This is a genomic window from Sporosarcina sp. ACRSM (assembly GCF_022346545.1).
In the GTDB taxonomy this organism is placed as follows: domain Bacteria; phylum Bacillota; class Bacilli; order Bacillales_A; family Planococcaceae; genus Sporosarcina.
The window spans coordinates 286404-309919 of the sequence record NZ_JAKRNU010000005.1; the positions used below are offsets into that span (position 1 = coordinate 286404).

Genomic DNA, 23516 nt, shown 5'->3' on the forward strand with positions numbered 1-23516 from the left:
AAGAGTACCCTTCAGCAGTTAAAGGGTACTCTTTTGGTATTATATCTCATGATTCCGCGCTCTTATTTCCCCATAATCAACGTTTTCACAAGGGCAATGCGCTCCCGGGCGTTTGATTTTGCTTCTACTACTTTCGGTGTTTTGGCTGCCACTACATCGGGTGTGAGATGCAAGCTTTCCGCAATTTTTTTCGCTCTTGCCAGATGGAAATCACTCGAAATGATCGTGATGGCATCGACGTCAGCCGGCAGAAGTTTTTTCGAGAAAAGAATATTTTCATAGGTCGAAGTAGAGGCTGTTTCCAAAATGAGCCGTTCTTCCGCAATGCCATTTTCCGTTAAAAACTGTCTCATTGCTTCCGCTTCGCTCATCGGTTCATCCGAGCCTTGTCCCCCCGATAAAATCAGTGTCACATGGGGATATTCGTTCGCATAGGCCAGCGCAGCATCCAAGCGATATCGCAAAGACAGTGACAGACTATCTTTTTTCACTTTTGCCCCCAAAACGATCGCATAGTCGTTCCGACCGTCTGCTGACGGTTCCAAACCATCAGCGATCCATTTCCCCGTTATCCACCAACCCAAAATACCGAGGGCAACAACGAGTAGACAGACGAACATTATGATTTTCCTTGCTTTAGTCATGTGATGACCTCAACTGCCACGCCTTTTTCCTTCAGTAATTCCGTGTAAAATGGATCTTTCCCAATTGAATAGACACGGTCGCAAATATGGGTGATTTCATCCATATCATGCGATGTATAAATGATCATTTTGCCTTCGTTTTTCGCTAAATTATGCAAATATGTACCGATTTCCGTTTTCGATTTGAGATCAATGCCAACTGTCGGTTCATCCAACAATAGCAAGATCGGATCGTGCAACAAACTGATGGCCAAATTCAACTTTCTTTTCATACCGCCTGATAAGGACTGAACACTTTCTTTCCAATGCGTTAGTTGCATATCCAAGCACAGCTGACGGCACTGTTCTTGCGACCGTCTTTTCCAGGACAGCTTTTCAAAAAACAACATATTCTCTTCAACCGTGAACTCTTCCCAGATCGAAATATCTTGCGGCACATAGCCGATTTTCTTGCGGATTTTCTTACGATCATTTCGATAGGAAAGTCCTTCTAATTGGATATCGCCTTCTGTCGGTTGCATGATGGTTGCCAATAATTGGAGCAAGGTCGATTTTCCCGCGCCATTTTCGCCGACAAGGCCGACAATTTCCCCTTGCTGCATTTGAAATGACAGTTGATCGATAACGGTCTTTTCCTTATACTTTTTCTGAAGGTCAGACACTTCAAGCATATGATTTTCTTCCTTTCTGAAACCATAAAATCAGCAAAACAGTCAGCGCAATCAGCCATGCAGCCGGGATCGTCTCGCTTAACAAGGCTTGCACTGGGCTAAACAGTTCCACCCATGGCCATTTACGCGTAACACCTTCCAATGGGATAATGGCACCACCCCCGACGATGAGAAACAAACTGACTGCCGTTCCACTTATATAGTAGAAAAACGATTGGGTAAAAACAGTCGCCAGTAAAAACGCCAGCAAATTAATAGTGAGCCGGAACGCTAACAGTGAAACGATTCCCATGAAGGTGATGCTCTCCTTATAGAAAGTCGACAACAGCAAAACTGTGGTGACATCCACGATTACGAGTAACCCTGTGTAAAGCCAGAATGTGCCGAATGCATATGCTTTAAAGGGGAGTTGTGCAAAATGCCAACGAGGCCGTAGTGATGGTCGATTTTCTTTGACGATCCAATCAAACAAGAAAAATGTCATCAGCAATGCAAAAAACGACCAGACGCCCTTTATAGACAATGATGACACCGATTGTTCTTCTCCAGCGTCTGTTTGGGCGTAAAAGGTAAAGCTTGTTTGCAGCAACGCTTTGTTTTGCTGCCGTTCCTGACTGCTTACAATGATATCAGAATAGCTCCATTCGTCTTCCATGCCATGCTCTTTGTACAATTGTCTGATAACAAATGCAGCTTTGGAACGGGCCGCATCTTGCTGGGCAATGGAAGCGATTATTTCCACAACAGTACGGTAGGCAAACGACCGATTGGAGGAATACGCTTCAATCAGCTGATTGCGCCGATTCGCCAGTATATGATCCTCATAACCTTCCCGGATGACAAAGACGCTATCCAGCTCATGCTGTTCCAATTTATGCAATGCTTCTTCAAACTCCATATAATGGATCAACAGCAATTCCGACTGGGCAATCTCTTCAACGAGATGGGTGACCATTTCCGTTTCCTCTTCGACGACAAGTGCGATCGGCACTTTCGTTTCTGCTTGCCACGCCCCCACACTTTGCAACACCACATATGTCATGATGAGTGGAAAAAACAACCAATACAATAGACTTTTCCATTCTTTTTTCCATCGCATCAGCCGAGTCGTTACAATTATTGTCAACGTTTCCACCCCTCTTTCAGGCGTGTTGAACACCATACAAACACCAGACCGGAAATGGCATAGACCATGAGCGCCGTAAAGTCCGCATAATTCCGGCCTTCCAGCACAATATCGATCATCCAACGCATGCTTTCATAAGAAAACAAATACGGTAATAGCCCTTGCACCGCTTGCGGAAAATACAAGGTCGGAATGAGCGCACCACTCGTCAAAATCATCAGGAACAGAAAGAGACTTTGTAAGAGGAGCCCCATTTTGCGGGATGTCACCCAAACGTCGATCAGGGCCGCACCTACTACAAACAATAGGCCATAAAGCGCAGTGAACAAGCCAAAACGGCCATAATCGATTGCAAACAGTTCAAAACGCACAACTCGATCAATGATGAAAAACAACACAGCTGCTAGGATGAGGCTATAGGCTAACACAACGAGCATGCGTGCGAAAACCCGTTGCCAGAGCGTCACACCAAATAACTGCATCCGCACGACCATCGAACGATGTTCCTCTTTTCCTAGCACACTATAAATAGCGAGAAGCCATACAGACAACACGATAAACCAGCCTGCTAAAACGTAATAATGCTTCGGTGATGACGTTGCTACATTCGTGATGACTTCTTCATCAAGCAATTTATCTTTTCCTAATGTATACAACGTAAAATCCATAAACTGCTGAAACATTAATTCCTGACGTTCCTGCTTTGACAAATCCGTCTTTTTCGCATAGTCATTGATTGTCAGGATATTGGCTTGTGCCGCCGCGATATAGCGGGTCATACTCTCCACCAACTCTTTCACGACAAAGCTTTCGGTCTGCTTAGCTGGATTCCCGACAATGGGGATTGTTACAGACTTCCCCTCGTACAAATCCGCGGTAAATCCTTCTGGAAATGAAAAATACGTACTGATTTCATTGCGCTCCATCAGTTCTTCCGCATCCGCTTCGGTTAGCGAAACAAATTGCAGGAAAGGGTTCCCCGTAGCAGTCTCTTCCAAAAGCATTCCGAATAGCATGGACTCCTTCGTCTGATCCTCATCGACCAAGGCAACCCGAATCGGTGAATTTTCCTCTGGTAGGAGCAAACCCGCAACCAACCCTAACAATAGGCCGATTAAAACAATCGGAAATAGAAAAAGAAGAAGAAGGGTTCCCCACTTCTTCTTCAACTGTTTATGATATTGTTGCATGAAAAATAATATTCTTCCAATGGACAGCATCTCACTCAACCCTTAAAAATCGTATAGTTCTCCTTCGACCTCGCCCATTAAGCTATAGAGCCAACCTTCGAACTTCCTGCCGAGATCATATTCAACAAACCTTTGCAATTCGTTCATATCCATTTCACCGATTTTCACCGTATCATCCGTTTCTTCCGGCATCTCGACTTGTTTTACAATCTTTCCTTGCTGTTTCAACATCAGATTGAACGGGGTTTCTCCGATACTCTTTTCGCTGACCGTAAATTCATGATCTACTTTCACTGAATCTTTTTCATACGTAGCGTTCCCTCTCCAAATGACAGCCGGGTCGATTTCGCCATCTGTCAGCCCAAACGAACGGGTAAATGTGCGCTTATTATCTTTCAATTCTTCTTTGCCTTTATAGACGATTTTCATATCATCGAACGTAATGGAAACGGAGTCATCCGACTTTTGATCTTTCCATGACAAATCGCCTTCAACTTTTGCTGTTTCTTCTTCGCCAAAGGAATCCTTCGTAGCGATTGTATAATCCCATTTCTGCTGTGTTTTTTCCAGCAATTGAGTACCATCCACTGTCATTGTTCCAGTGCTGTCCTTATCTTCCCCTAGCGTCATCGTGAATTCACGTTTCACGATGATATTTGAATCATGCCAAATTGTCGACTGAAGTCCATCTGGAATGCTCAATGTATCAATACCATCTACGATTTCCACAAGAGCCTTTTCGAAATCCTCCATCATCCCTGCTACTTCTGTATTCGAGACATCCTCTCCAAACGAACTAAAGGCAATCTGCTCTTCTATAGCCTCTTTCAATTTCTCATCGTTTTTCGCTTTTTCGAATAGATTTTTCAACAGTGTTTTCACTTGTTCTTCAGATAAGTCCATAACCACTTTCGTCGTCTTCTTCTTTTCACCGAAAATCGTCAGCTCTTCTTTATCACTCGAAAACGCCTCTTCCGGTAATTCTTTCACAATATACTCCAAATACTCTTTTGTTAAATATGTACGTAGTTCTTCAGCAACTATATAATTATCTTCGAATAAATGTGGAAGACCGATTGTCTCTTTGCCATCATAATTTTCATCGACTTCTTTCATGAGTCTACCATAATCGCTGTCATCAAAGCGTATCAGCTCATCTGCAAACGGTAGTGACAGCAGAACTTTCTCAGTTGTTGCATACATCGTTATAAAACCTGTGGAAGCACTTCCCAGTTTGCCGCTCAGTCCAAATTCCATCTCTTTCTTCACGGGATCATTCACTTGCTTCATCGATATAACGATACTATTGATGATGCTTTGCATTTCCTGCATTTCATAGTCGACAGACGGATCATTCCACTCTGCAGAAAGATCATAAGTCGTTTCGACTGGCTTCTCTTCTTTCACTTTGGCCCAATCCAATTCATTTTTATAACGCTCCTCAAATAGTGTACGCATTTGATTATACGTTTTGGCCTCCGCCGTTAAGTACTGTACTTTCGGTGATTTTGTCAAAATGAAAAATGCCGATGCACTCCCGCCGATTACGACGAGCACAGTGACAATCAAAACAATGATTGATTTCGGAAATTTTCTCTTTACACCTGTGTCCTCCATCTACTGCTCCCCCTTACCTTTCGTTCGTGAATAAGCATCATCCTATAATTGGAATTTTCCTATATTCACATTTTTTCATACTATCATAAGCTATGCTGAACCTCAAAGCTAAATTGGAAAAATACGCCTAATTCTAATAAATGATCACATATGACTAGAAGGGAAATCTAGACAAAAGCATCAGCCGTGCACGTTTGCACCCAACAAAGACCCCCACCCCACTGATAGGTAATAAGCCTTAGTGCTACTCACAAAAAAGCAGGTACACAACTTCTATCATTGTGCACCTGCTTGCTTTCTGTATGTTTATCTTCTTAACTGAGACCGTGTGCCACCATGGCATCTGCCACTTTCAAAAAGCCTGCAATGTTCGCACCCATCACAAGATTGCCCGGCTCGCCAAATCTTTCAGCGGCATCTAAGCAACTGCTATAAATGTTTTTCATGACACCTTGCAGTCTTTCGTCCACCTCTTCGACCGTCCAAGAGAGACGCATACTGTTTTGGGACATTTCCATCGCGGATACCGCAACTCCGCCGGCATTTGCCGCTTTTGCGGGGGCGAATAGCACTTTGTTTTCTTGGAAAGCCGCCATCGCCTCGAGTGTACATGGCATATTGGCCCCTTCACCGATCGCCTTTACACCGTTGGCAATTAGGATTTGGGCAGCAATTTCATCCAACTCATTTTGCGTCGCACAAGGAAGCGCGATATCACATGGAATCGTCCAGATGTCAGAACAATTTTCCACGTATTTGGCTTCCGGATGGAATTTCAAGTATTCCGAAATCCGCTTGTTCTCCACTTCTTTCAACTGCTTGAGCGTTTCAAGATCAATGCCGTTTTCATCGTAAATATAACCATTCGAATCACTACAAGCGACCACTTTAGCACCAAGTTGCATCGCTTTCTCGATCGCATAAGTCGATACATTCCCGGAACCCGATACAACGACTGTTGCTCCATCAAAGCTTGACCCTTTTGATTTTAGCATTTCTTCTACGAAGTAGACCGTTCCATAACCAGTTGCCTCTTTGCGTCCAAGGCTCCCGCCATGATTCGGATCCTTTCCAGTGAACACGCCCGCTTCATAACCGCCTTTCAACCGATTATATTGACCGAACATATAACCAATTTCGCGGCGTCCGACACCAATATCCCCTGCCGGAACGTCCACATCAGGTCCGATATGCTTGCTCAATTCCGTTGTGAAACTTTGCGTGAATCGCATGATTTCCCGATCCGATTTCCCTTTCGGATCAAAATCCGATCCCCCTTTACCTGCTCCGATCGGCTGGCCTGTCAATGCATTTTTGAAGATTTGTTCAAACGCCAAAAACTTCATAATACTGCTGTTAACTGATGGATGGAAACGGATTCCCCCTTTGTAAGGTCCGAGATCGCTGTTGAACTGCACCCGGAATCCACGGTTGACATGTACCTTCCCCTGATCATCCTCCCAGGCAACCCGAAAGATGATAATCCGTTCTGGTTCTGTAATACGTTCTAAGATACCGTTGGCGATGTATTCGGGATGTTGGGAGAAGACGGGGCGGAGGGAATCAAAAATTTCTCGAGTAGCTTGCAAAAATTCCTTTTCATCTGGATTTCTTTTCTTCAGTAATTCATATACTTCGTGTACATAATCGTTTGCTCTTTTTTTATTGTTTGCTTGCATAGTATCCATCTTTGTCATTCGCATACATCCCTTTCATGTTCATTTCATATGTTAAAGGGGTAATTAGAGTAATAACCCCAGTACAAAGCTAATTCTCACACTTCAAAACAATTTGTATCTTAGTATTATCGCTGAAAATGTAAGTTTGCACAAGATTTTTTTGAAGTGTGGCATGTGGAAACCGTATAATTATGTCTTATTTATGTATACCCGAAAAAAATTTATTTACATCTGCATGAAAAGAGAGTATTATCTAACTATTCAAACAAATTTTCTTTTGAGAGGGGATTGCTTATTCACTTTCCGATGGATTGGTTTGAAAAACAACTCACAGAAAGAGGGAGAATATCATGAAAATCAACAAATTTATCCGAGCAACAATAGGTGGCATTGTCATGCTCGTCTTGACTTTCGCATTCTTGCCTGCTCTTCTTATCAATCCTGACATTGAATTCCTTCAAAACTTCATCAACTACATCAATAAAGAATAAGAATAAAAAATAATGTAGCCAAGGCGATCGCCTTGGCTGCTTTTTTTGATTTACGTAATTTTTCGTATTGTAAAATTGTCCGTTAACAATAGCCAATTTTGCGGGAATGCCAATCCGAGTTTCCAATACATGATCCCACGTAACTCGAACTCCTTTATGAGATCGAACTTCGCTTGTATGCTGCGCGCATCCTCGAACCAGACTTCGTGAGCGACGCCATTTGCATCCGTATAGTTAAAATGGGGTGCCTGGGCTACATAATCGTATTCAATATCCACCTCTTCATTGACGGCAATCGCCAATGCCTGTTGTGGGCTCACCGCTCTTGCTGGAGCTCCGCCTTGCGGAGGAAACGGCGATGACCAATCATAGCCGTAAAGATTTTGACCAAGGAAAATTTTCTCTTTCGGTATTTGACTGACGGCATACTGCACGACAGCTCGAACCGGGCCGATCGGGCTCACCGCTTGTGGCTCACTATACGTATAACCCCATTCATAAGTCATCAGCGAAACAAAATCGACAATTTCCCCATGCGCTTGATAATCATGTGCTCCATAAATCCCTGTTCGGATATCACTCGCTTTCGGTGCAAGTGCAGTCGATAATGTGAAACCGACCGGATGGAACCGATCTCTCGCCCTGCGTAAAAAATTGTTATAGAGTTCACGATCTTCCGGAAATAATAATTCAAAATCAAAGTGGATGTCCTGATAACCGACTTCATTGGCAATGCGAATTAAATTGTCAAACAAACGATCCTGAACGGTTTGATCCGTAAAGATGGCATGGGCAAGATCTGGACTGAAAGCGAAGTTTTCCAAATTGCTCACAACAAGTGCATTGGCTACACCCGCCGATTGGGCAATTTCTGGGATATTCGCAATGGATGGTTCTTTTAAGGTACCATCCCGCTGCACTTCATAACTGAACATCGCAAGATAGGTCAAATCATTGACACGACGTCTCACTTCATCGATCATCGATTGTGCAACCGGTGTTCGAGGCTCGACATAGAGCAATGATTCTGCAGGTCTTTTGGGTCTTGGGGGGATATATAACCGTTGGCCAATTTGCAGGGGACGTGAAACAGGTATCCGGTTGATCGTCGCCAGCTCATTCACCGTCATCCCGTAGAGACCTGCAATGATATAAAGTGATTGCCCGGGCTGTACCCAATGATAACTTCCTGTAATCGGAATGACCAATGCTTGCCCCACAACAATTCGTGATGGATCCGGTATTTCATTTGCGCTGGCAATATCTTGATAAGTGATGCCGTAAGCTTGGGCAATGCCGTATAATGTTTGCCCTCTTTGCACGACATGGATTTGCATATTTATCATCGCCTTTCATAGACAAAAATATCCTCTCTTTAAACTTATTTTTGTCTGAGTGCGATTATGCATATGATTGTATGGAAATGGTTTTTGTGTTTTCGGATAGTTTTCATTTTCTCATCCATACTATCCGCGATAACGATTTGATAATTAGGAGGAATATGGATTGACACACAACCAACTTGATGGTCAAATGCACGAAAATATGCACACAGGCCCTGTTTCCCAACAGATGAACCATGGAGGACATGAATTATTCGATGTACACGAAGCATTATCCGGCTCTGTCGCAGCTTTGAATCAAATGATGCTATTGCGTCCACATGTCAAAGATCCGGAGCTATTGGATATCTTGGATCGCCAATATCGCTTCGCCTTAGACGAATACAATATAACGGTCGAATGTTTCAAAACGGGACAAGATCCCTCTCACCCGACTGGCCGTTATGAAATGAAAACAGGAAATGACTTCGTCTACGGTATGAAACCTGCCCAACCGACGAAACCGATCCAGTCCGAAGCGGAGCTATCTGACCAGATCATTTCAGGCTTCTTATTGGCAGCGGCCAAATCCGGTGCATCCATGAAGACAATGGCTGCAACTGAAACATGCAACCCAGTCGTTCGTCGCGTACTTGCCGACTCCGTTCCAAACTGTATTGAAATGGCTTATGAATTATCGATTTACCAAAACCAACATCATTATTATCAGATCCCTCAACTTGCGCAAGCCGACATGCAACAAATTCTCAATTCTTATGCAACCGTCGGGCAACCGGCCATGCCAAATCAACATCTACAATAAAACGAATAAGAGGTGCGTAGGTGCGCACCTCTTATTTCCACTGGCCTTTCCTATTAAGTTGATTTTACAAAAAATGAACGAGGCACGTCTGCTTCATACTGAACAAGCTGTCCTGTTCTTGGATGTAAAATGGCCAATTTGGCTGCGTGTAAACCAAGCCTTTTAAGCGGATTGACCGTAGAACCGTATTTCTTATCCCCAACTATCGGATGGCCGATGGTTTCCATATGTACACGGATTTGATTTTTACGTCCTGTTTCAAGATGGACCTCCAGTAAAGTAAATTGTTTCGACGCCTGGACTGTTTTGTAATGAGTAATGGCTTGCTGTCCGCCATTATCCTTCGGACTGGAATACACTTTAAATGTTTTACTTTCTTTCAACCATGAAGTAATGGTCGCTTCCTTTTTTCTCACGACCCCTTCGACAAGCGCCATATACATCCGCTCTTTCACAACTGTATTCCATTTGGACTGCAACGCTTCTTTCACTCTTTCGCTTTTGGCGAACAATAATACACCAGACGTATCCTTATCCAGCCGATGAACGATAAAAATCCGATTTCTCGGTTCAATCTTTTTTACGTACGTCATCAGCTGACGATATACCGTCAATTCTTTTTCATTTTTAGAAGCCATTGTCAGAAGGCCGGCTTCTTTGTTCACGACAATAATATCCTCATCTTCATGTAAAATCGTGAAGCCGATCAATTGCATCTCATTTAATGCCGCTTTGTTTTTTAAGATGGCAACCTTTTGCCCTTCTCGTAGAAGATGATTATGCTGTTTGCTCATTTTGCCATCGACCGTTACTTGTCCACGTGCGAGCATGGATTTCACTGAATTTCGACTGTTTTTCACCAGCATTTTTAATAGAAAAGGTAATAATTCCATCTCTTCTTGAACTGTATATTCCAAAGTGCCAGCATTTTTCCCCGGCACATTCTTCCAATCTTTTCGCATTGCAATACGCCTCTCTCTCTTTCTCCATTATCCTTAAATTGCTACGGAATTACAAATGCAGCGTGAGTTGTGCACTTTCAAATAATTTTTTCAATTATTTTTTTAAAAGTACAGAATTGTGATTTTATGCGAATGAAAGCGCTTGATTTTAAAAATATTTAAACCAGCCAGAATATTCAGTCTTGTGTTTTTTTCGGTTTCATGGTAAAAATTTAGTATTGTGAAAAAAATATTAAATGGGGCGAGGTATTTACAATGTCAATTCAGTATAAAACTTCATTAGAGATGCACCAAATCCATAGAGGGAAAATGGAAACTGTCTCCAAGGTTCCACTCGAAAATAAAATAGACCTTAGTTTGGCCTATTCACCTGGAGTTGCTGAACCCTGTGTAGAAATTGCCAAAAACCCATCAGCCGTCTACGACTATACAATCAAAGGAAACTTGGTGGCAGTAGTGACGGACGGATCAGCTGTTTTAGGATTGGGTGATATTGGACCAGAAGCTGCCTTACCGGTAATGGAAGGGAAATCATTGCTTTTGAAAAGATTCGGCAACATCGACTCCGTTCCAATCTGTTTGAACACAAAAGATGTCGATGAAATCGTACGGACGGTTAAAGCGATCAGCCCTACATTCGGAGGCATTAATTTAGAAGACATTTCAGCGCCTCGTTGCTTTGAGATTGAAAAAAGACTGCGCGAAGAGTGTGATATCCCCGTTTTCCACGATGACCAGCATGGGACAGCAATCGTTGCAGCCGCCGGTTTATTAAATGCATTGAAAGTCGTAAACAAAGAAATTGCAGCCGCTAAAATCATTGTCAACGGAGCAGGTGCAGCGGGTATCGCCATTGTTAAGCACCTTCTAAACTTGGGCTTCCAAGAAATCATCCTCTGCGATTCAAAAGGGACCATTTACAAAGGGCGCCCCGAGGGGATGAATCCGATAAAAGACGAGATGGCGGAAATTACAAACCCGAATCAAGTCAAAGGGACTTTGTACGATGCCATGCAAGGTGCAGATGTCTTCATAGGCGTTTCCGTTGCCAACTTACTGACAGAAGAACTTATTGCAAGTATGGATCGCGACCCGATTGTTTTTGCGCTCGCCAATCCGAACCCTGAAATCGCTCCGGACAAAGCCAAGGAATATGGCGTTCGCATCATTGCAACAGGACGATCTGATTATCCAAATCAGGTGAACAATATATTGGCGTTCCCGGGCATTTTTAGAGGCGCCCTGAATGTCCGTGCAACTGAAATTAACGAACAGATGAAGCTGGCTGCCACGTATGCAATTGCTTCGCTCATTGACGCCGCAGAACTGCATGACGACTTTATCATTCCGAATCCATTTGATAATCGGGTTGCGGAAGTGGTGACGCGATCAGTAAGCAAGGCCGCAATTGAAACAGGTGTTGCGACTCTACCCGAAGTTGCCAAACAATAACCATTTTTTTCAATACAAAAGCGTCATAAATACGGAAATATCCGTTTTATGGCGCTTTTTCATTTTTTTCCGTTGCTAGCGTATCCACATGTAAACTGCCGTCGGCTTGGATTTCTGCATAATAGACTTGCTCGATTCGACCGATCCCTTGCTTTTTCAACTGCTCATATACCCACTCTTCCGTTAACCCTAGTTCCTTCAAGTTTTTCTGTACAATTTTACGATCAGAAATGATTTCAGTAGGAATATATTTCGGCTGGGGTACAGGTGCATTTACATCTTTTTTTGTCGCAGGTTCCTGTCCCGCTTTTTTCAAAACACTTAAATTTCCGTTCGTTTCCAAAATGGCGTAGTCTACGTCTTTAATGGAAAATATCCCTTGTTCCCGCAACATCATATTCAACTCGTTAAGATCAAGTCGAGCCTTTTTCATGCCTTTTTCAAGTAATTTCCCACCATGCATAACAATTGTTGGCTGATCATCAAGAAGGACACGGATTTTCTTCGATTTAAGCGATATATAATTCATCAATATTGTTAGCAACGCCCACCATACCATTGCAATAAGTCCATTCAAAAAAGGCGTTTCTGATTCGCCAGCAATATCAGCAGCGATGGAACCGATTGTAATCCCCGTAGCGTAATGGAAAAACGTCAGTTGAGAAATTTGCTTTTTCCCCATCAGCCGAGCAAGTATGAGCAGGACAAAAAAAGAAATGGTTGTCCTTAACATCATTTCCCAAAAATCCAGTTCCCACATCTCATCCAAATTCATCTGTCCTATACACCTCCCTATCCTCTAAGTGTTCTTCATCTTTCTCAAACTTATACATCTGCCCAATTGTTCCATATGACCATCCAGTCTCCGCACCGGTTTTCCAAATCAAAACCTTGTTCAATAAAAAAATCACAAACAGCTCTTTCTACTGTTTGTGATTTTTATAGATAAGTTTTGAATCAATCGAGTTTGACTCTAAGAATGGCGCCTGTATTCGCGTCCACTTTCACTTCGTATTTATAGCCATCTGCCGTCCGGATATCAATCTCATAAACCAGCATGCCATCATCATAATCCAGTTCAGCCTTCACAACATGCCCTGGCACACGCTGTAATGCTATGTTCATCGCTTGCTCGATCGAAATCCGGCGATATTGTTGATGTTGCCAATGGTTTTCCCAACGATTATGATTTGTCACACAATCTCCCCCATTTTTGTCGATATGCAATCATCCTATACTATTCAGGATGGCTCGATCTGTGATTCCTGGATGAATGGGTTCTTATTTGTGCGACAGAATGGGACGCCTCCATCCAATCATTCAATCCTCATTCTTTTTTCTCTTGTTTCTGATTAACCATAAAGCGTGCGGTCGGTTTTTCATTCACTTCCAATATTTTGGTTATAAAATGGGATGTAGGCAAATAACTTCCTTCAATTTTTTCTGCTAACATCGTAGACCGTTCAAATAGAATGGAACGAAGTTGATCCATTTGCCCCAATAATTTTTCCGTCAAACCTTCTTGTTTGTCTATTCTTTCGAACAATACATCATGAGCCTCTTCTTGCTTCACAAGTTGTTCAGACAATTGTTTTTGCTCGACCAGCTGTTCATTCACTTCCGTCGCGATCGCCTCATTGACAACCGCTACTTCCTCTAAGCGCTCACCTATTTCGCTCGTTGATTGGCTTACTTGATCCACTTGTTTAGCAACAGTCCTGTTGAACAGGCGTTCTTCCGCTAATTTGCGCTGGAAAGAGTGATTTTCAGCATGTAATTGCACGAATGATTCGATGACTTCGTTCTCGAATTGTTGCTGGCGTAATTCTCGTTCACGTAACCCGTGCAGACGTTTGCGGATTGTTTGCAATTGCTTTGATTGCCGCGTGTCCTGCTCTTTCATTATCGATTGTAAATGATGCATCTGTTGCTGCAGGGCCAGATTCGCTTCTTGCTGTTCAGCTACCCATTCCGTAAACGGATCGATCGTGGATAGCCGTTGATTATTCGGCTTTAAGCTTCTCGAATCACTTGTATAGACTTCCGGATGGTCTTCCCGGTTCATAAATAGACCCAAGCCCCATCAACCCCCTTGTCATCATAGCTTATGCACTATGCGGCAAAGTAGTCATTCAAACGATTATTCCCAGACGTATGGTGTTTCCTGATAGACGTAATAATTCAGCCAATTGGAGAAGAGTAGATGGGTATGGGAACGCCATGTATTCAAAGGTTCTTGCGTCGGATCGTCATTCGGAAAATAATTTTCAGGGATATCGATGTCGATTCCTTTTGCAAGATCGCGTCGATATTCTTCTGCGAGTGTGTCTGCATCATATTCAAAATGCCCTGTTATCATCACATGTTTTTCATCTTTCGAAAGGATAATGAACGCCCCTGCGTCCTTAGACTCAGCAAGCAAAATGAGGCGCGGATCATTTTTAATCTCTTCGATGGACACGGATGTATAGCGGGAATGCGGTGCGCGGAATTCATCATTAAATCCGCGTGCCAGCTTAATCGTCGGATCGGATAGGCGATGCGTATAAACACCCGAGCATTTCTTCGGTAATTCAAATTTACCGATACCATAATGATGGTAAAGTGCTGCTTGAGCTCCCCAACAAATATGTAAGACCGATGTCACGTTCGTTTTCGTCCAATCCATGATTTCCGTCAATTCTTTCCAATAATTCACATCTTCAAATGCCAAATGCTCAATCGGTGCCCCTGTAATGATTAGGCCATCAAAACGACGGTGCTTCACATGCTCGAAAGTCGTGTAAAATGCATCCAAATGGGATTTACTCACATTTTTTGATTCATGTGTCGCCATCGTCATGAATGTGACATTCACTTGTAGCGGCGTATTTCCGAGTAATCGCAACAATTGAAGTTCGGTTCTTTCTTTTTCAGGCATCAAATTCAAAATGATAATATTCATCGGACGGATGTCTTGGGTTGTCGCCCGCTTTTCATCCATGACAAATATTTTTTCTTCCTTCAAAAGTTCTCGTGCCGGTAATTGTTGCGGAATGTTAATTGGCATTGCTATTCTCTCCCTTTTCATTTACAAAGTCTTTCTTTTGCCCAAAAAGAAAACCCCTTTTCTTTTAATAAGAAAAGAGGGTTAGATTCGGACGCTCATTTCTTATCTCTCAAGACAAATCATCTTGTTGGAGTTAGCACCTTTCTGACAGGGTCAGAGGTTGCTGAAGCTTCGACGGGCCAGTTCCCTCAGCTTCTCTTGATAAGAATATTCATTTAGTTTCCATTATACTATTAAAATCATTATTGTAAATGAATTCTTCAATGATTCAGCATTTTCTCCAAGGATTTCTGAGCATAAAACAACAGCACCGAGGCATATTAATGTGGCATTGAGTAGCGGAAAGGAGTTTTTTAAAATGGGAAGAGACGAACACAAAACCGGTGGCAACAATTCAAGCTCATTACCACAAACACCGAAAAACCAAAAAATCAGTCCGACTGATATGGCAACAGAATTTGCCGAAGAGTTTGGTGAGCTGACCTATTTGAAACCGAAGCGAGAGCGTATGATCCCAAATGAAAGAAAAAGAAAATAACTCATCCGCATCATGCAAATCAATCGGAAAATTCCCCGGACAGTCAAACGGCTGTAAACGGGGAATTTTTCCATTCATACCGAGTAAGCAACATCTTCCGAGCACTTTGATGTGCACCCTTCCAACCTAGTCTGTTCTTTTCCAAGAAACCTACTCCACATGCAGAACTTTCACCAACATTTATCAATACTCAAATTGCACTGCCACTTTAGCTTGGATGGAAACTTGTCCTTGTTCGATAGGAGTTGAAACCTCACTGGCAAAAGCTCGATAAGCGACGGGCTGTCCACTTATTTCTTCCACAATTTTGATTGGCTGAGGTTCAAGCTGAAGCTGCATAGTCCTTGCAATCGTTTCCGCTTTTGCGACTGCATTTTCCAGCGCAAGGCTCAGCGCCTGTTGATAATACTTTTGTTCATCTGCAACCGTAAATTGAATGTTTGATACACGGTTCACCCCATTTTGAACAGCTGTGTCGATTATCGTACCAATTTGTTCAATGTCAGTCGTTTTAACAGTGATTGCATTGGTCACTTGATAGCCTCTAAACTTTTGTTCCCCTTCTACATAATCATATTGCGGTGTAATATTGTAAGAAACCGTTTGTATATTTTCCCTGTCAATTCCTAATGCCACGATGGATTCAATCACTCCATTCATCACGTAGGCATTCTCCTGTTGCGCTCGCTGAAGCTGATTGTTTTCCGTATTCACTTCCAATTGAATTTGAACAATATCCGGCGCAACGGCAATACTTCCGATTCCTGTCACCGTCATGATTCGGCGATGATGACGAGGCATTTGTACATATGGATAATACATTCTTTCCCACCTTTCCCTGCATGTATTTCATGTCAGTACATACTATGCAGGTTGACTCAGAAAAATCAGCGAGGCAAATAATCCGATTGCCACCATTGCCATACAGCTTATTTCAAAACGCATTTATCTACCACGTATAATCGACGCCGGTCGAATTTTGTCAAATTGATAAAGATTATGGCATCGTTCATAAGACCTTCCTTTTCATATAAACTCATTCAAATTTTTTGGACTTTTGAATCTTTTCTAGTACAATACAATTATGGTATAAAAAATAAGATTAAAAAGGAGTAGATTTCAATGCGCAGCTTGGGTATTGTTAGGAAAGTCGATCAGTTGGGTCGAATCGTCATCCCGAAAGAATTACGGAACACCCTGCAACTTAGCACAGGCTCCCCTATGGAGATTTTTGTCGAAGATGATAAAATCATTTTGAGAAAATACGCCATTAATGAAGCATGTATCGTGACTGGTGAAATCACACCCGAAAACCGGGAATATTCAAATGGGATGTTTTTGAGTCCGAATGGTGCTAGAATCCTATTGGAAGAAATCGAGAAAAACAGTGGTATAAGCCGGCCTGCGCTTTACTAACCAAATTTTTCATTTGAATCCTTTCATCGTTTGCTGTACACTATAAACACGAGCTGCGTTGTGCGTATTAACATGAAGTTTTAACCTTTAAGCTGTAAAAGGGAGTTTTATCTAGAAGCTGGAATGGCACGCCCCATTCATCAACCAATGGGGACATACAGGAATGTTTCTGCGAACACCCACTTTGAGGAGTGGTGGTTTAAAACTTTCTTGACCCATACGGCAAATGCGGCTTTTGAAAAGCCTTATCGGTAGTACACATACCAACCAAAAGCATCGTCCATCCGGGCGATGCTTTTGGTTTTTTTATCGTTCAATCGCCCCAGTGCTTGCCGATTTTCCGAAAGAATAGTCCACCCGCAACAGGGAAGACTATCCTTGACAAGAATATGATTGGAGGATTTTGCATGCTTCAAACAATGAACCCAGTGATTATTCCGCAAATCGTCAACACTTTCTCAATTGAGGCGGAAAAATGAAAAGAAAAAAGAAAATTTTTGTCGGTTTACTTTCCGTTTCTCTCGTCTTTCTGACCATCATTTACATGCAGCCATTTGCAACATTTTTTTCTAATACCAGCAACGACCATACGATTCCTACATTCCTGGGAGATCAGCAAGACGAACTGTATCAAAAGATAAATACCTACAACGACCAACATAAAATTGAGCCTATCGATGCAACCATTGACCGGGTTTGGAAAGCGATTCCCGGTTACAACGGACTACAGGTAGATGTAAAAGCCAGTTATGAAAACATGAAGGGGAGAACTGAACTTGATCCTGATAAAATCGTCTTCAAAGAAGTATCACCGTCCGTTCACTTGGATGATTTAGCACCTTCCCCTATTTACAGAGGCAATCCTGAAAAACCGATGGTATCCCTATTGATCAATGTGGCTTGGGGCAATGAGTATATTCCGGGTATCCTTGAAACATTGGAAAATAACAATGTCAAAGCAACATTCTTTTTTGATGGCAGTTGGGTGAAAAAAAATCCCGCCCTCGCTGCGATGATTTATCTTCATGGACATGAAATCGGCAATCATGCGTACAGTCACCCTGATCTTAAATTTCGATCCCGCGCGGAAACGATGGACGAATTGAAAAAGACCAACGATATTATCGAAAAAACATTGAACGTGAAGCCGGAATGGTTTGCACCGCCAAGTGGCAGTTTTAACGATGTTACAATCGACGTCGCCCATGAACTCGGCATGAAAACGATTCTCTGGACTGTCGATACAGTTGACTGGCGAAAGCCGGATACTTCCGAAATGGTTGCACGCGTCGTCTCCAACGTCGGTAATGGCTCCATGATCCTTATGCATCCGACAAAACCCGTCGAGGAAGGTCTCGTAACGATGATCAATGAAATAAAAGAAAAAGGATACCAGATCGGGACAGTCAGCGAGTTAATGAGCGAAAAGCGGATTGACAAGTGAACTACCCCCACCTACGCGATGCTTAGAGGTGGGAGCTTCTAAGGTAATTGCGCCTATTGGCACAAAATGGACTTAGCGAGCGAGCCTGAACCATGCTCTCTTATTCATTCTTCCAAGGTACGAAGTCCTTCCATTTTGATATTGATGGCAGCGTTCCAATCCCGGTCCAATACGAAACCGCATGCACATTGGAAAGTTCGTTCGGAAAGGGATAATGCTTTTTTTACGAGCCTACAACGTGAACAGGTTTTGGAAGACGGGAACCATTTATCAATCTTGATGAACTTCTTCCCTTGGTTTTTCAGTTTGTATTCGAGGAATTTTGTGAATTTCCCCCAAGCCACGTCTATGACGCTTTTACCGAAGTTCAGTGCCCGGGACATCCCTTTCATGTCCAAATCCTCAATGACAATAGCATCGTATTGTTGCGTCAATGTATAGGACTGTTTGTGGAGAAAATCGTTTCGTTGATTCGCCACTTTTTCATGTAATTTAGCCACTTTCAATCGCTGTTTTTCCCAACGATTGGATCCTTTTTGCCTGCGGGACAAAATCCGTTGTGCTTTCGCAAGCTTTTCGAGCGCTTGTCGATAATAACGGGGGTAATTGGCTATCTCACCCTTTTCACTGTCGACAAATAAGCCGCTCATGGAAAAATCCAGACCGACGACTCTTTTTAGTTCTTTGGGTTTTGTTTTCTGTTCGTATTCTGTCAAGATAGACACGTAATACTTTCCGGTCGTTGTTTTAGAAATTGTACAGGATTTGATCGTGTGATGGGACCGAATTTCTCGATGTTGCTTTATTTTCTCGGTTTGAGTTTTGGTAATTTGAGATAGCCGTCCATGAGCTTAATATTTCCGTTCACCATATTGGTTGTATAGGATTGTCTTTACTTCCGGTTTTTGAATCGCGGATACTTCGCGCGTCCACCGAAGAAATTTCGATAACCTTCTTGGAGATTCAATTGTGCATTCGCCAGTGCCAATGAATCGACTTCTTTGAGCCATTCGAATTCCCCTTTATATTTGGCGGGTGTGGGAAACTTTTGCTGCTTCAATAGAGCTTTATTGTCTTTCAGACGTTCATAGGTCTCTTTTTGTTCTGCTAACATCTTGTTGTAGACAAATCGGACACAACCGAACGTTTTTGCTAGGAAGATTTCCTGTTCTTCTGTCGGGTAGATACGGAATTTATAAGCTTTGTGGGCCATTTCCAATCACCTCACTTCCAAAAATAGTTCCTCGCGGGAAGACTGAAAGTTTGTAGACGGAATTTTCGTTCTCTTATATCACCGTTATTATAGAACGTATGTTTACGCAAAGCAAACTTTTAGGCTATGCCTAACCGAAATTCATCTCCCACTTACCGCTGGGCTACGCCCTTCACGCGCTTGAAGTGGGAGACTTCTTTCGGAGGGTTGTTAAAAGACTAAAAAACTAAATCTTATCCCTATCTGTGACGGTCAATTTCTGATACACTACAATTGGGTGACAGATCTTTTTTCAAATTAAAATCAGTCAGATCCCTAGCTTTATCCATGACATATAATTATCCAAAACCGGTTTCCATTGGGAACCGGTTTTTCATGAAAAAAGTTCAGAAGGTGGTGGTCATCGTAAAGCGATTGGTCGTTACAGGATACAAACAGCATGAATTAGGGATTTTCGACGATAAGCACCCGGGCATCCGATTCATCAAAAAAGCATTGGAGAAAAGGCTCGTCTCGTTCCTTGACGAAGGTTTGGAGTGGGTCATCATAAGCGGGCAACTCGGGGTAGAAACATGGGTAGCGGAAGTGGTAATTGACTTAAAAAAAGAATATCCAACATTAAAATATGCAGTCATCACCCCTTTTCTTGACCAAGAAAAAAATTGGAACGACATAAAAAAAGAGAGCTACCATCGAATTGTCGCTTTGGCTGATTTTCATACGAGCTTGACGAAGAGACCTTATGAAGCACCTTGGCAATTTATCGAAAAAGATAAGTTTTTCATGCGCAATTCGGATGGAATACTTATCGTCTATGATGAAGAGAATGAAGGTTCTCCAAAATTTATAAAAAAATCGGCAGAGCGGTATGCCGAACGATCCGACTATCAAGTGTTCACCATTACCGCGGATGATTTACAAATTATCGCGGAAGAAGAGCAACTGAATGAGTGGCTATGAACGACATGCCAAGAGAACCTTTTCCAGTATGCTTGACTTATAATCGCATTACTGGTAACATGAATGAGTTAACAAGTAGGTAACTGTCTAGATTTGAATATCTGGCATTCTACGTAATGTTTTTGATCATACTTATTCACACTGGCGCGACTAAAGGGTCGTAAGGACGTAAAAGTTGGTAGGGTTTACGTTGTTTAGTTAGAAAACACCCAGTGGAACAATGACCGCGGCACCGAAAGCTTATCCTTTCAACGGAAATTATTCTTGAATCATTAAGATGAAAATAATATTCAAAACTAAAATGTTACCTAATACAAACAAAGGGATGTCTTCAAAATGAGGACATCCCTTTTCCAATGCTAATCCCGTTCTGAATTGTATATACATTGAATAAGTATTACAATGTAGAAAAATCATTGGGAGGCCGTGAAATGGAGATTTACGCACACCGTGGTTCCTCTGGTACACACCCTGAAAATACGATTGCCGCTTTCCAGGAAGCCGCACGCCTTCCGATTCAGGGCGTTGAGCTTGATGTCCATCTGTCAAAAGACGGCGAGCTTGTTGTCATTCATGATGAAAAAATCAATCGGACTTCAAATGGAAAAGGCTTTGTCAAAGACATGACGCTTGCAGAATTGAAAGCTTTTGATTTTGGTAGCTGGTTTTCCGATGATTTCAAAGACCAAACCATTCCGACGTTAAGAGAAGTACTTGAGTTGTTTGCCGACACATCCCATCATCTTAATATCGAACTGAAATCGGACGTGTTTCCATATCCGGGCATGGTCGGGAAAGTAGTTGCAGTAGTCGAAGAAATGGAGTTCGATACCCGTGTCGTCCTTTCCTCTTTCGACCATGAATCAATCCGGGCAGCGAAACAAGTTGCGCCTCATTTGGAAACAGCCCCGTTATTTAAAGAAGTGCTTGTGGATCCGCTTGATTACATGTATAACGTTCCTGCGGATGCTCTCCATCTGTATTTCCGAACCGCATTCCGACCGTCTATACAGGAAGCTTTGAAAACTGGTGCAATCATTCGCACCTATACTGTTAATAAAGAACAAGACGCAGAGGCTCTACAAGACATCGGAGTTAGCGCTATCTTCACAGACTTCCCAGAAAAAATGATTCCTTATGCCACAAAAAAAAGCTGAGAGAACCGCTCAGCTTTTTCTGTTATTACATGCTTGAATAAATCGATTGAAAATTCCCATCGATACGGAATCCCCATTTTCCGCCAATCGTTCAGGATGCCATTGAACACCGATAACAAATTGATGTTGCGCACTCTCAATAGTCTCAATAATTTGATCTGTGGAAACGCCTGTCACGCTAAACGGCTCTGGAACATCTTTCAACGATTGATGGTGAAAGGAATTGACAAGAATTCGACCGCTTCCCGCAAGCTCTTCCAAAAAGCTCCCCTTCTTTAATTGAACATAATGGGTTGCATGACCCGTAGGTGCTTTTTGGTGATGCTGGAGTATCGGCTGGGCATGTTGTTTGTAAATATCTTGATAGATCGTTCCTCCAGCAGCTACATTTAACACTTGAAGACCACGGCATATTCCAAGAATCGGCTTATCACAGTTCATCATTTGACGTGCAAGTTCGAGCTCAACTATATCCCTTGCAGGGGTCACTTGCCCTAGATTCGGATGGGGCTCCTCCCCAAAAAGTAACGGGTCGATGTCCCCTCCACCGGTTAAAAACAAACCGTCAATAAGATCCGCCACCTGCGCCGAATCCCCTTCGATACCGATTGGGATGATGAATGGCAATCCACCTGCACGAATGATGGCCTGGACATAGTTATTATTTAATAAGTGTTTCCCATCTTTATCTACATCTGTCGTAATTCCGATAACCGGTTTCATCCGCAGATTCCCCCTTTTATTGAATAAAAAGCACCCACCAATATTTTATGATGGATGCTTCGAATCTTGTTCTGTTCGTTAATCGCTTAAGCAGAAAGGCTGTTAATGAATTCTTCGATTTCCGCTTGTGTTTTGCGGTCTTTGCTGACAAAACGTCCCACTTCTTCACCGCTATGATATGCGATGAAACTCGGAATGCCAAAAATATCAAGCTCCCCACATAAATCGATATACTCATCCCGGTCCACGTAGATGAACGTGTATTCCGGGTAATCCGCTTCGATCCCAGGCAAAATCGGCTCAATGACGCGGCAATCCGGACACCAGTCAGCAGAAAACATAAAAATTGTCCGTTCCTCGTTTTTCAGTTTCTCGAATTGTTCAATCGATTGTAGTTTTTCCATGTAAAATCACTCCTGTATATTTAGATATTACGGTGCCTTATATATTTTACCATTGTGTATGAGTGACAGTCATCCACATAGCTTAAATACAATTCGCAATTCATAAAACTTCTAGAATACAGACCAAAGACCCTCCAATAATTAAAAGGTCTTGAAATTATTATATATTCTTATCCGTAGTACCAAGGTCTTGTATATCATCTATTTCTCCACTAAGTTGATCCAGTTTAAGTTCCAAATCATTTATAACGTCTAACTTAGCATCCAACCTCACTTCATAATCCAATGATTTGGCTAACACTTCTTTCATTTGACGCTCCAATAGTAGAAGCGTTTCCGAAGTACTGAAGTCACTTTCTGAAACAGCTTGTGATAAGTTATCTTCAGCTATTTTCTTTTGTTCTTTCAAATTTTTTATTTCAAGTTGCAGTCCCTCGATCTTACTGTTTTTTTCTTCAATCTCATTCAGGTAACGCTGTTTCATATCATCGAAAATGTCTAGCTTGGCTGCCCACTTCTTTTCAGCATCCAACGATTTTGCCACGACTTCTTTTAGTTGGTACTCTAATTGCAGTAGTCTGTCTGAAGTTTTAGTAGACTCACTTTTTAATGTGGCAGTTATCATATTATCTTCT

Annotated in this window: 24 protein-coding genes, 1 other RNA gene, 1 pseudogene and 1 riboswitch; of the genes and pseudogenes, 9 read left to right on the forward strand and 17 right to left on the reverse strand. The window is 42.3% G+C overall.

Annotation, left to right across the window (positions count from 1 at the left end; genetic code table 11):
- Positions 1-62: 62 nt before the first annotated feature.
- From MHZ95_RS10390 to gdhA, 6 genes are all read right to left on the reverse strand, one after another.
- On the reverse strand, positions 63-644 hold the full coding sequence (locus MHZ95_RS10390) for a YdcF family protein (RefSeq protein WP_239390554.1): 582 nt from the start codon (positions 642-644) through the stop codon (positions 63-65).
- A complete protein-coding gene (locus tag MHZ95_RS10395) occupies positions 641-1315 on the reverse strand; it encodes an ABC transporter ATP-binding protein (RefSeq protein WP_239390555.1) in 675 nt (224 codons plus the stop codon). The genes MHZ95_RS10390 and MHZ95_RS10395 overlap by 4 nt, the downstream gene beginning before the upstream one ends.
- Positions 1308-2441, reverse strand: a complete 1134-nt coding sequence (locus MHZ95_RS10400; RefSeq protein ID WP_239390556.1) for an ABC transporter permease — start codon at positions 2439-2441, stop codon at positions 1308-1310. Before MHZ95_RS10400 ends, MHZ95_RS10395 begins: the two co-directional genes overlap by 8 nt.
- Positions 2438-3661, reverse strand: coding sequence for an ABC transporter permease (locus tag MHZ95_RS10405; protein ID WP_239390557.1), 1224 nt, complete (start codon positions 3659-3661; stop codon positions 2438-2440). Before MHZ95_RS10405 ends, MHZ95_RS10400 begins: the two co-directional genes overlap by 4 nt.
- A gap of 12 nt (positions 3662-3673) precedes the next feature.
- Positions 3674-5248 (reverse strand): DUF6583 family protein, encoded by a 1575-nt coding sequence (locus tag MHZ95_RS10410; RefSeq protein WP_239390558.1) that lies wholly within the window; start codon positions 5246-5248, stop codon positions 3674-3676.
- A gap of 314 nt (positions 5249-5562) precedes the next feature.
- Positions 5563-6945, reverse strand: a complete 1383-nt coding sequence (gene gdhA / locus MHZ95_RS10415) for an NADP-specific glutamate dehydrogenase (RefSeq protein WP_239390559.1) — start codon at positions 6943-6945, stop codon at positions 5563-5565.
- Positions 6946-7277: 332 nt separating this feature from the next.
- Here gdhA and MHZ95_RS10420 point away from each other — a divergent pair, with 332 nt between their 5' ends.
- A complete protein-coding gene (locus MHZ95_RS10420) occupies positions 7278-7418 on the forward strand; it encodes a hypothetical protein (protein WP_239390560.1) in 141 nt (46 codons plus the stop codon).
- A gap of 50 nt (positions 7419-7468) precedes the next feature.
- Here MHZ95_RS10420 and MHZ95_RS10425 read toward each other — a convergent pair whose 3' ends face one another.
- Positions 7469-8755: a LysM peptidoglycan-binding domain-containing protein gene (locus tag MHZ95_RS10425; protein WP_239390561.1), complete on the reverse strand. Its 1287-nt coding sequence runs from the start codon at positions 8753-8755 to the stop codon at positions 7469-7471.
- Positions 8756-8951: 196 nt separating this feature from the next.
- Here MHZ95_RS10425 and MHZ95_RS10430 point away from each other — a divergent pair, with 196 nt between their 5' ends.
- Positions 8952-9563: a spore coat protein gene (locus MHZ95_RS10430; RefSeq protein ID WP_239390588.1), complete on the forward strand. Its 612-nt coding sequence runs from the start codon at positions 8952-8954 to the stop codon at positions 9561-9563.
- 53 nt (positions 9564-9616) lie between these two features.
- On the opposite strand, the gene MHZ95_RS10435 is transcribed toward MHZ95_RS10430, so the two are convergent.
- Entirely contained in the window at positions 9617-10525 is a 909-nt protein-coding gene (locus MHZ95_RS10435; protein ID WP_239390562.1) for an RluA family pseudouridine synthase, read from the reverse strand.
- 255 nt (positions 10526-10780) lie between these two features.
- Here MHZ95_RS10435 and MHZ95_RS10440 point away from each other — a divergent pair, with 255 nt between their 5' ends.
- Entirely contained in the window at positions 10781-11977 is a 1197-nt protein-coding gene (locus MHZ95_RS10440) for an NAD(P)-dependent malic enzyme (RefSeq protein WP_239390563.1), read from the forward strand.
- A 46-nt stretch (positions 11978-12023) separates the two neighbouring features.
- Here the strand turns inward: MHZ95_RS10440 and MHZ95_RS10445 are convergent, their stop codons facing one another.
- From MHZ95_RS10445 to metA, 4 genes are all read right to left on the reverse strand, one after another.
- Positions 12024-12752: a YetF domain-containing protein gene (locus tag MHZ95_RS10445; protein WP_239390564.1), complete on the reverse strand. Its 729-nt coding sequence runs from the start codon at positions 12750-12752 to the stop codon at positions 12024-12026.
- A gap of 182 nt (positions 12753-12934) precedes the next feature.
- Positions 12935-13174 carry a PepSY domain-containing protein gene (locus MHZ95_RS10450; RefSeq protein ID WP_239390565.1) on the reverse strand — a complete coding sequence of 80 codons (240 nt, stop codon included), beginning with the start codon at positions 13172-13174 and terminating at the stop codon, positions 12935-12937.
- Positions 13175-13304: 130 nt separating this feature from the next.
- Positions 13305-14054, reverse strand: coding sequence for a hypothetical protein (locus tag MHZ95_RS10455; protein ID WP_239390566.1), 750 nt, complete (start codon positions 14052-14054; stop codon positions 13305-13307).
- A 63-nt stretch (positions 14055-14117) separates the two neighbouring features.
- The gene (gene metA, locus MHZ95_RS10460) at positions 14118-15026 is read right to left on the reverse strand and encodes a homoserine O-acetyltransferase MetA (RefSeq protein ID WP_239390567.1); all 909 of its coding nucleotides are present in this window, start codon (positions 15024-15026) and stop codon (positions 14118-14120) included.
- A gap of 99 nt (positions 15027-15125) precedes the next feature.
- Positions 15126-15234: riboswitch (SAM riboswitch) on the reverse strand.
- 150 nt (positions 15235-15384) lie between these two features.
- Between metA and MHZ95_RS10465 the strand changes: the two genes are divergently transcribed.
- On the forward strand, positions 15385-15564 hold the full coding sequence (locus MHZ95_RS10465; RefSeq protein ID WP_239390568.1) for a hypothetical protein: 180 nt from the start codon (positions 15385-15387) through the stop codon (positions 15562-15564).
- Positions 15565-15747: 183 nt separating this feature from the next.
- Here the strand turns inward: MHZ95_RS10465 and MHZ95_RS10470 are convergent, their stop codons facing one another.
- Positions 15748-16386: an SIMPL domain-containing protein gene (locus tag MHZ95_RS10470; protein WP_239390569.1), complete on the reverse strand. Its 639-nt coding sequence runs from the start codon at positions 16384-16386 to the stop codon at positions 15748-15750.
- A 300-nt stretch (positions 16387-16686) separates the two neighbouring features.
- Here MHZ95_RS10470 and MHZ95_RS10475 point away from each other — a divergent pair, with 300 nt between their 5' ends.
- From MHZ95_RS10475 to MHZ95_RS10485, 3 genes are all read left to right on the forward strand, one after another.
- Positions 16687-16980 (forward strand): AbrB/MazE/SpoVT family DNA-binding domain-containing protein, encoded by a 294-nt coding sequence (locus MHZ95_RS10475; RefSeq protein ID WP_239390570.1) that lies wholly within the window; start codon positions 16687-16689, stop codon positions 16978-16980.
- A 47-nt stretch (positions 16981-17027) separates the two neighbouring features.
- Positions 17028-17219: non-coding RNA, 6S RNA (gene ssrS, locus MHZ95_RS10480), on the forward strand.
- Positions 17220-17455: 236 nt separating this feature from the next.
- Positions 17456-18424 (forward strand): polysaccharide deacetylase family protein, encoded by a 969-nt coding sequence (locus MHZ95_RS10485; protein ID WP_239390571.1) that lies wholly within the window; start codon positions 17456-17458, stop codon positions 18422-18424.
- Between the two features lie 104 nt (positions 18425-18528).
- Here the strand turns inward: MHZ95_RS10485 and MHZ95_RS10490 are convergent.
- Positions 18529-19637, reverse strand: a pseudogene (locus MHZ95_RS10490) (RNA-guided endonuclease TnpB family protein).
- Between the two features lie 375 nt (positions 19638-20012).
- Between MHZ95_RS10490 and MHZ95_RS10495 the strand changes: the two are divergent.
- Entirely contained in the window at positions 20013-20597 is a 585-nt protein-coding gene (locus MHZ95_RS10495; RefSeq protein ID WP_255726708.1) for an SLOG family protein, read from the forward strand.
- Between the two features lie 431 nt (positions 20598-21028).
- A complete protein-coding gene (locus MHZ95_RS10500; RefSeq protein WP_239390572.1) occupies positions 21029-21754 on the forward strand; it encodes a glycerophosphodiester phosphodiesterase in 726 nt (241 codons plus the stop codon).
- A 9-nt stretch (positions 21755-21763) separates the two neighbouring features.
- Here the strand turns inward: MHZ95_RS10500 and MHZ95_RS10505 are convergent, their stop codons facing one another.
- The 3 genes from MHZ95_RS10505 to MHZ95_RS10515 form a co-directional block, all read right to left on the reverse strand.
- A complete protein-coding gene (locus MHZ95_RS10505; RefSeq protein WP_239390573.1) occupies positions 21764-22477 on the reverse strand; it encodes a gamma-glutamyl-gamma-aminobutyrate hydrolase family protein in 714 nt (237 codons plus the stop codon).
- Between the two features lie 86 nt (positions 22478-22563).
- Complete coding sequence (locus MHZ95_RS10510; protein ID WP_239390574.1) at positions 22564-22881, reverse strand: thioredoxin family protein; 318 nt, start codon at positions 22879-22881, stop codon at positions 22564-22566.
- A gap of 160 nt (positions 22882-23041) precedes the next feature.
- On the reverse strand, positions 23042-23516 hold a 475-nt coding region (locus tag MHZ95_RS10515), incomplete at its 5' end, for a hypothetical protein (RefSeq protein ID WP_239390575.1).

What these genes read in the sequence shown, in the direction of transcription:
- MHZ95_RS10475 (WP_239390570.1), top strand. Translation starts at nt 16,687, where the DNA reads ATGCGCAGCTTGGGTATTGTTAGGAAAGTCGATCAGTTGGGTCGAATC.
- MHZ95_RS10425 (WP_239390561.1), bottom strand. Translation starts at nt 8,755, where the DNA reads ATGCAAATCCATGTCGTGCAAAGAGGGCAAACATTATACGGCATTGCC.
- MHZ95_RS10440 (WP_239390563.1), top strand. Translation starts at nt 10,781, where the DNA reads ATGTCAATTCAGTATAAAACTTCATTAGAGATGCACCAAATCCATAGA.
- gdhA (WP_239390559.1), bottom strand. Translation starts at nt 6,945, where the DNA reads ATGACAAAGATGGATACTATGCAAGCAAACAATAAAAAAAGAGCAAAC.
- MHZ95_RS10390 (WP_239390554.1), bottom strand. Translation starts at nt 644, where the DNA reads ATGACTAAAGCAAGGAAAATCATAATGTTCGTCTGTCTACTCGTTGTT.
- MHZ95_RS10485 (WP_239390571.1), top strand. Translation starts at nt 17,456, where the DNA reads ATGAAAAGAAAAAAGAAAATTTTTGTCGGTTTACTTTCCGTTTCTCTC.
- MHZ95_RS10410 (WP_239390558.1), bottom strand. Translation starts at nt 5,248, where the DNA reads ATGGAGGACACAGGTGTAAAGAGAAAATTTCCGAAATCAATCATTGTT.
- MHZ95_RS10405 (WP_239390557.1), bottom strand. Translation starts at nt 3,661, where the DNA reads ATGCTGTCCATTGGAAGAATATTATTTTTCATGCAACAATATCATAAA.
- MHZ95_RS10505 (WP_239390573.1), bottom strand. Translation starts at nt 22,477, where the DNA reads ATGAAACCGGTTATCGGAATTACGACAGATGTAGATAAAGATGGGAAA.
- MHZ95_RS10420 (WP_239390560.1), top strand. Translation starts at nt 7,278, where the DNA reads ATGAAAATCAACAAATTTATCCGAGCAACAATAGGTGGCATTGTCATG.
- MHZ95_RS10465 (WP_239390568.1), top strand. Translation starts at nt 15,385, where the DNA reads ATGGGAAGAGACGAACACAAAACCGGTGGCAACAATTCAAGCTCATTA.
- metA (WP_239390567.1), bottom strand. Translation starts at nt 15,026, where the DNA reads ATGCCAATTAACATTCCGCAACAATTACCGGCACGAGAACTTTTGAAG.
- MHZ95_RS10430 (WP_239390588.1), top strand. Translation starts at nt 8,952, where the DNA reads ATGCACGAAAATATGCACACAGGCCCTGTTTCCCAACAGATGAACCAT.
- MHZ95_RS10445 (WP_239390564.1), bottom strand. Translation starts at nt 12,752, where the DNA reads ATGAATTTGGATGAGATGTGGGAACTGGATTTTTGGGAAATGATGTTA.
- MHZ95_RS10395 (WP_239390555.1), bottom strand. Translation starts at nt 1,315, where the DNA reads ATGCTTGAAGTGTCTGACCTTCAGAAAAAGTATAAGGAAAAGACCGTT.
- MHZ95_RS10495 (WP_255726708.1), top strand. Translation starts at nt 20,013, where the DNA reads ATGAAAAAAGTTCAGAAGGTGGTGGTCATCGTAAAGCGATTGGTCGTT.
- MHZ95_RS10510 (WP_239390574.1), bottom strand. Translation starts at nt 22,881, where the DNA reads ATGGAAAAACTACAATCGATTGAACAATTCGAGAAACTGAAAAACGAG.
- MHZ95_RS10500 (WP_239390572.1), top strand. Translation starts at nt 21,029, where the DNA reads ATGGAGATTTACGCACACCGTGGTTCCTCTGGTACACACCCTGAAAAT.
- MHZ95_RS10470 (WP_239390569.1), bottom strand. Translation starts at nt 16,386, where the DNA reads ATGTATTATCCATATGTACAAATGCCTCGTCATCATCGCCGAATCATG.
- MHZ95_RS10435 (WP_239390562.1), bottom strand. Translation starts at nt 10,525, where the DNA reads ATGCGAAAAGATTGGAAGAATGTGCCGGGGAAAAATGCTGGCACTTTG.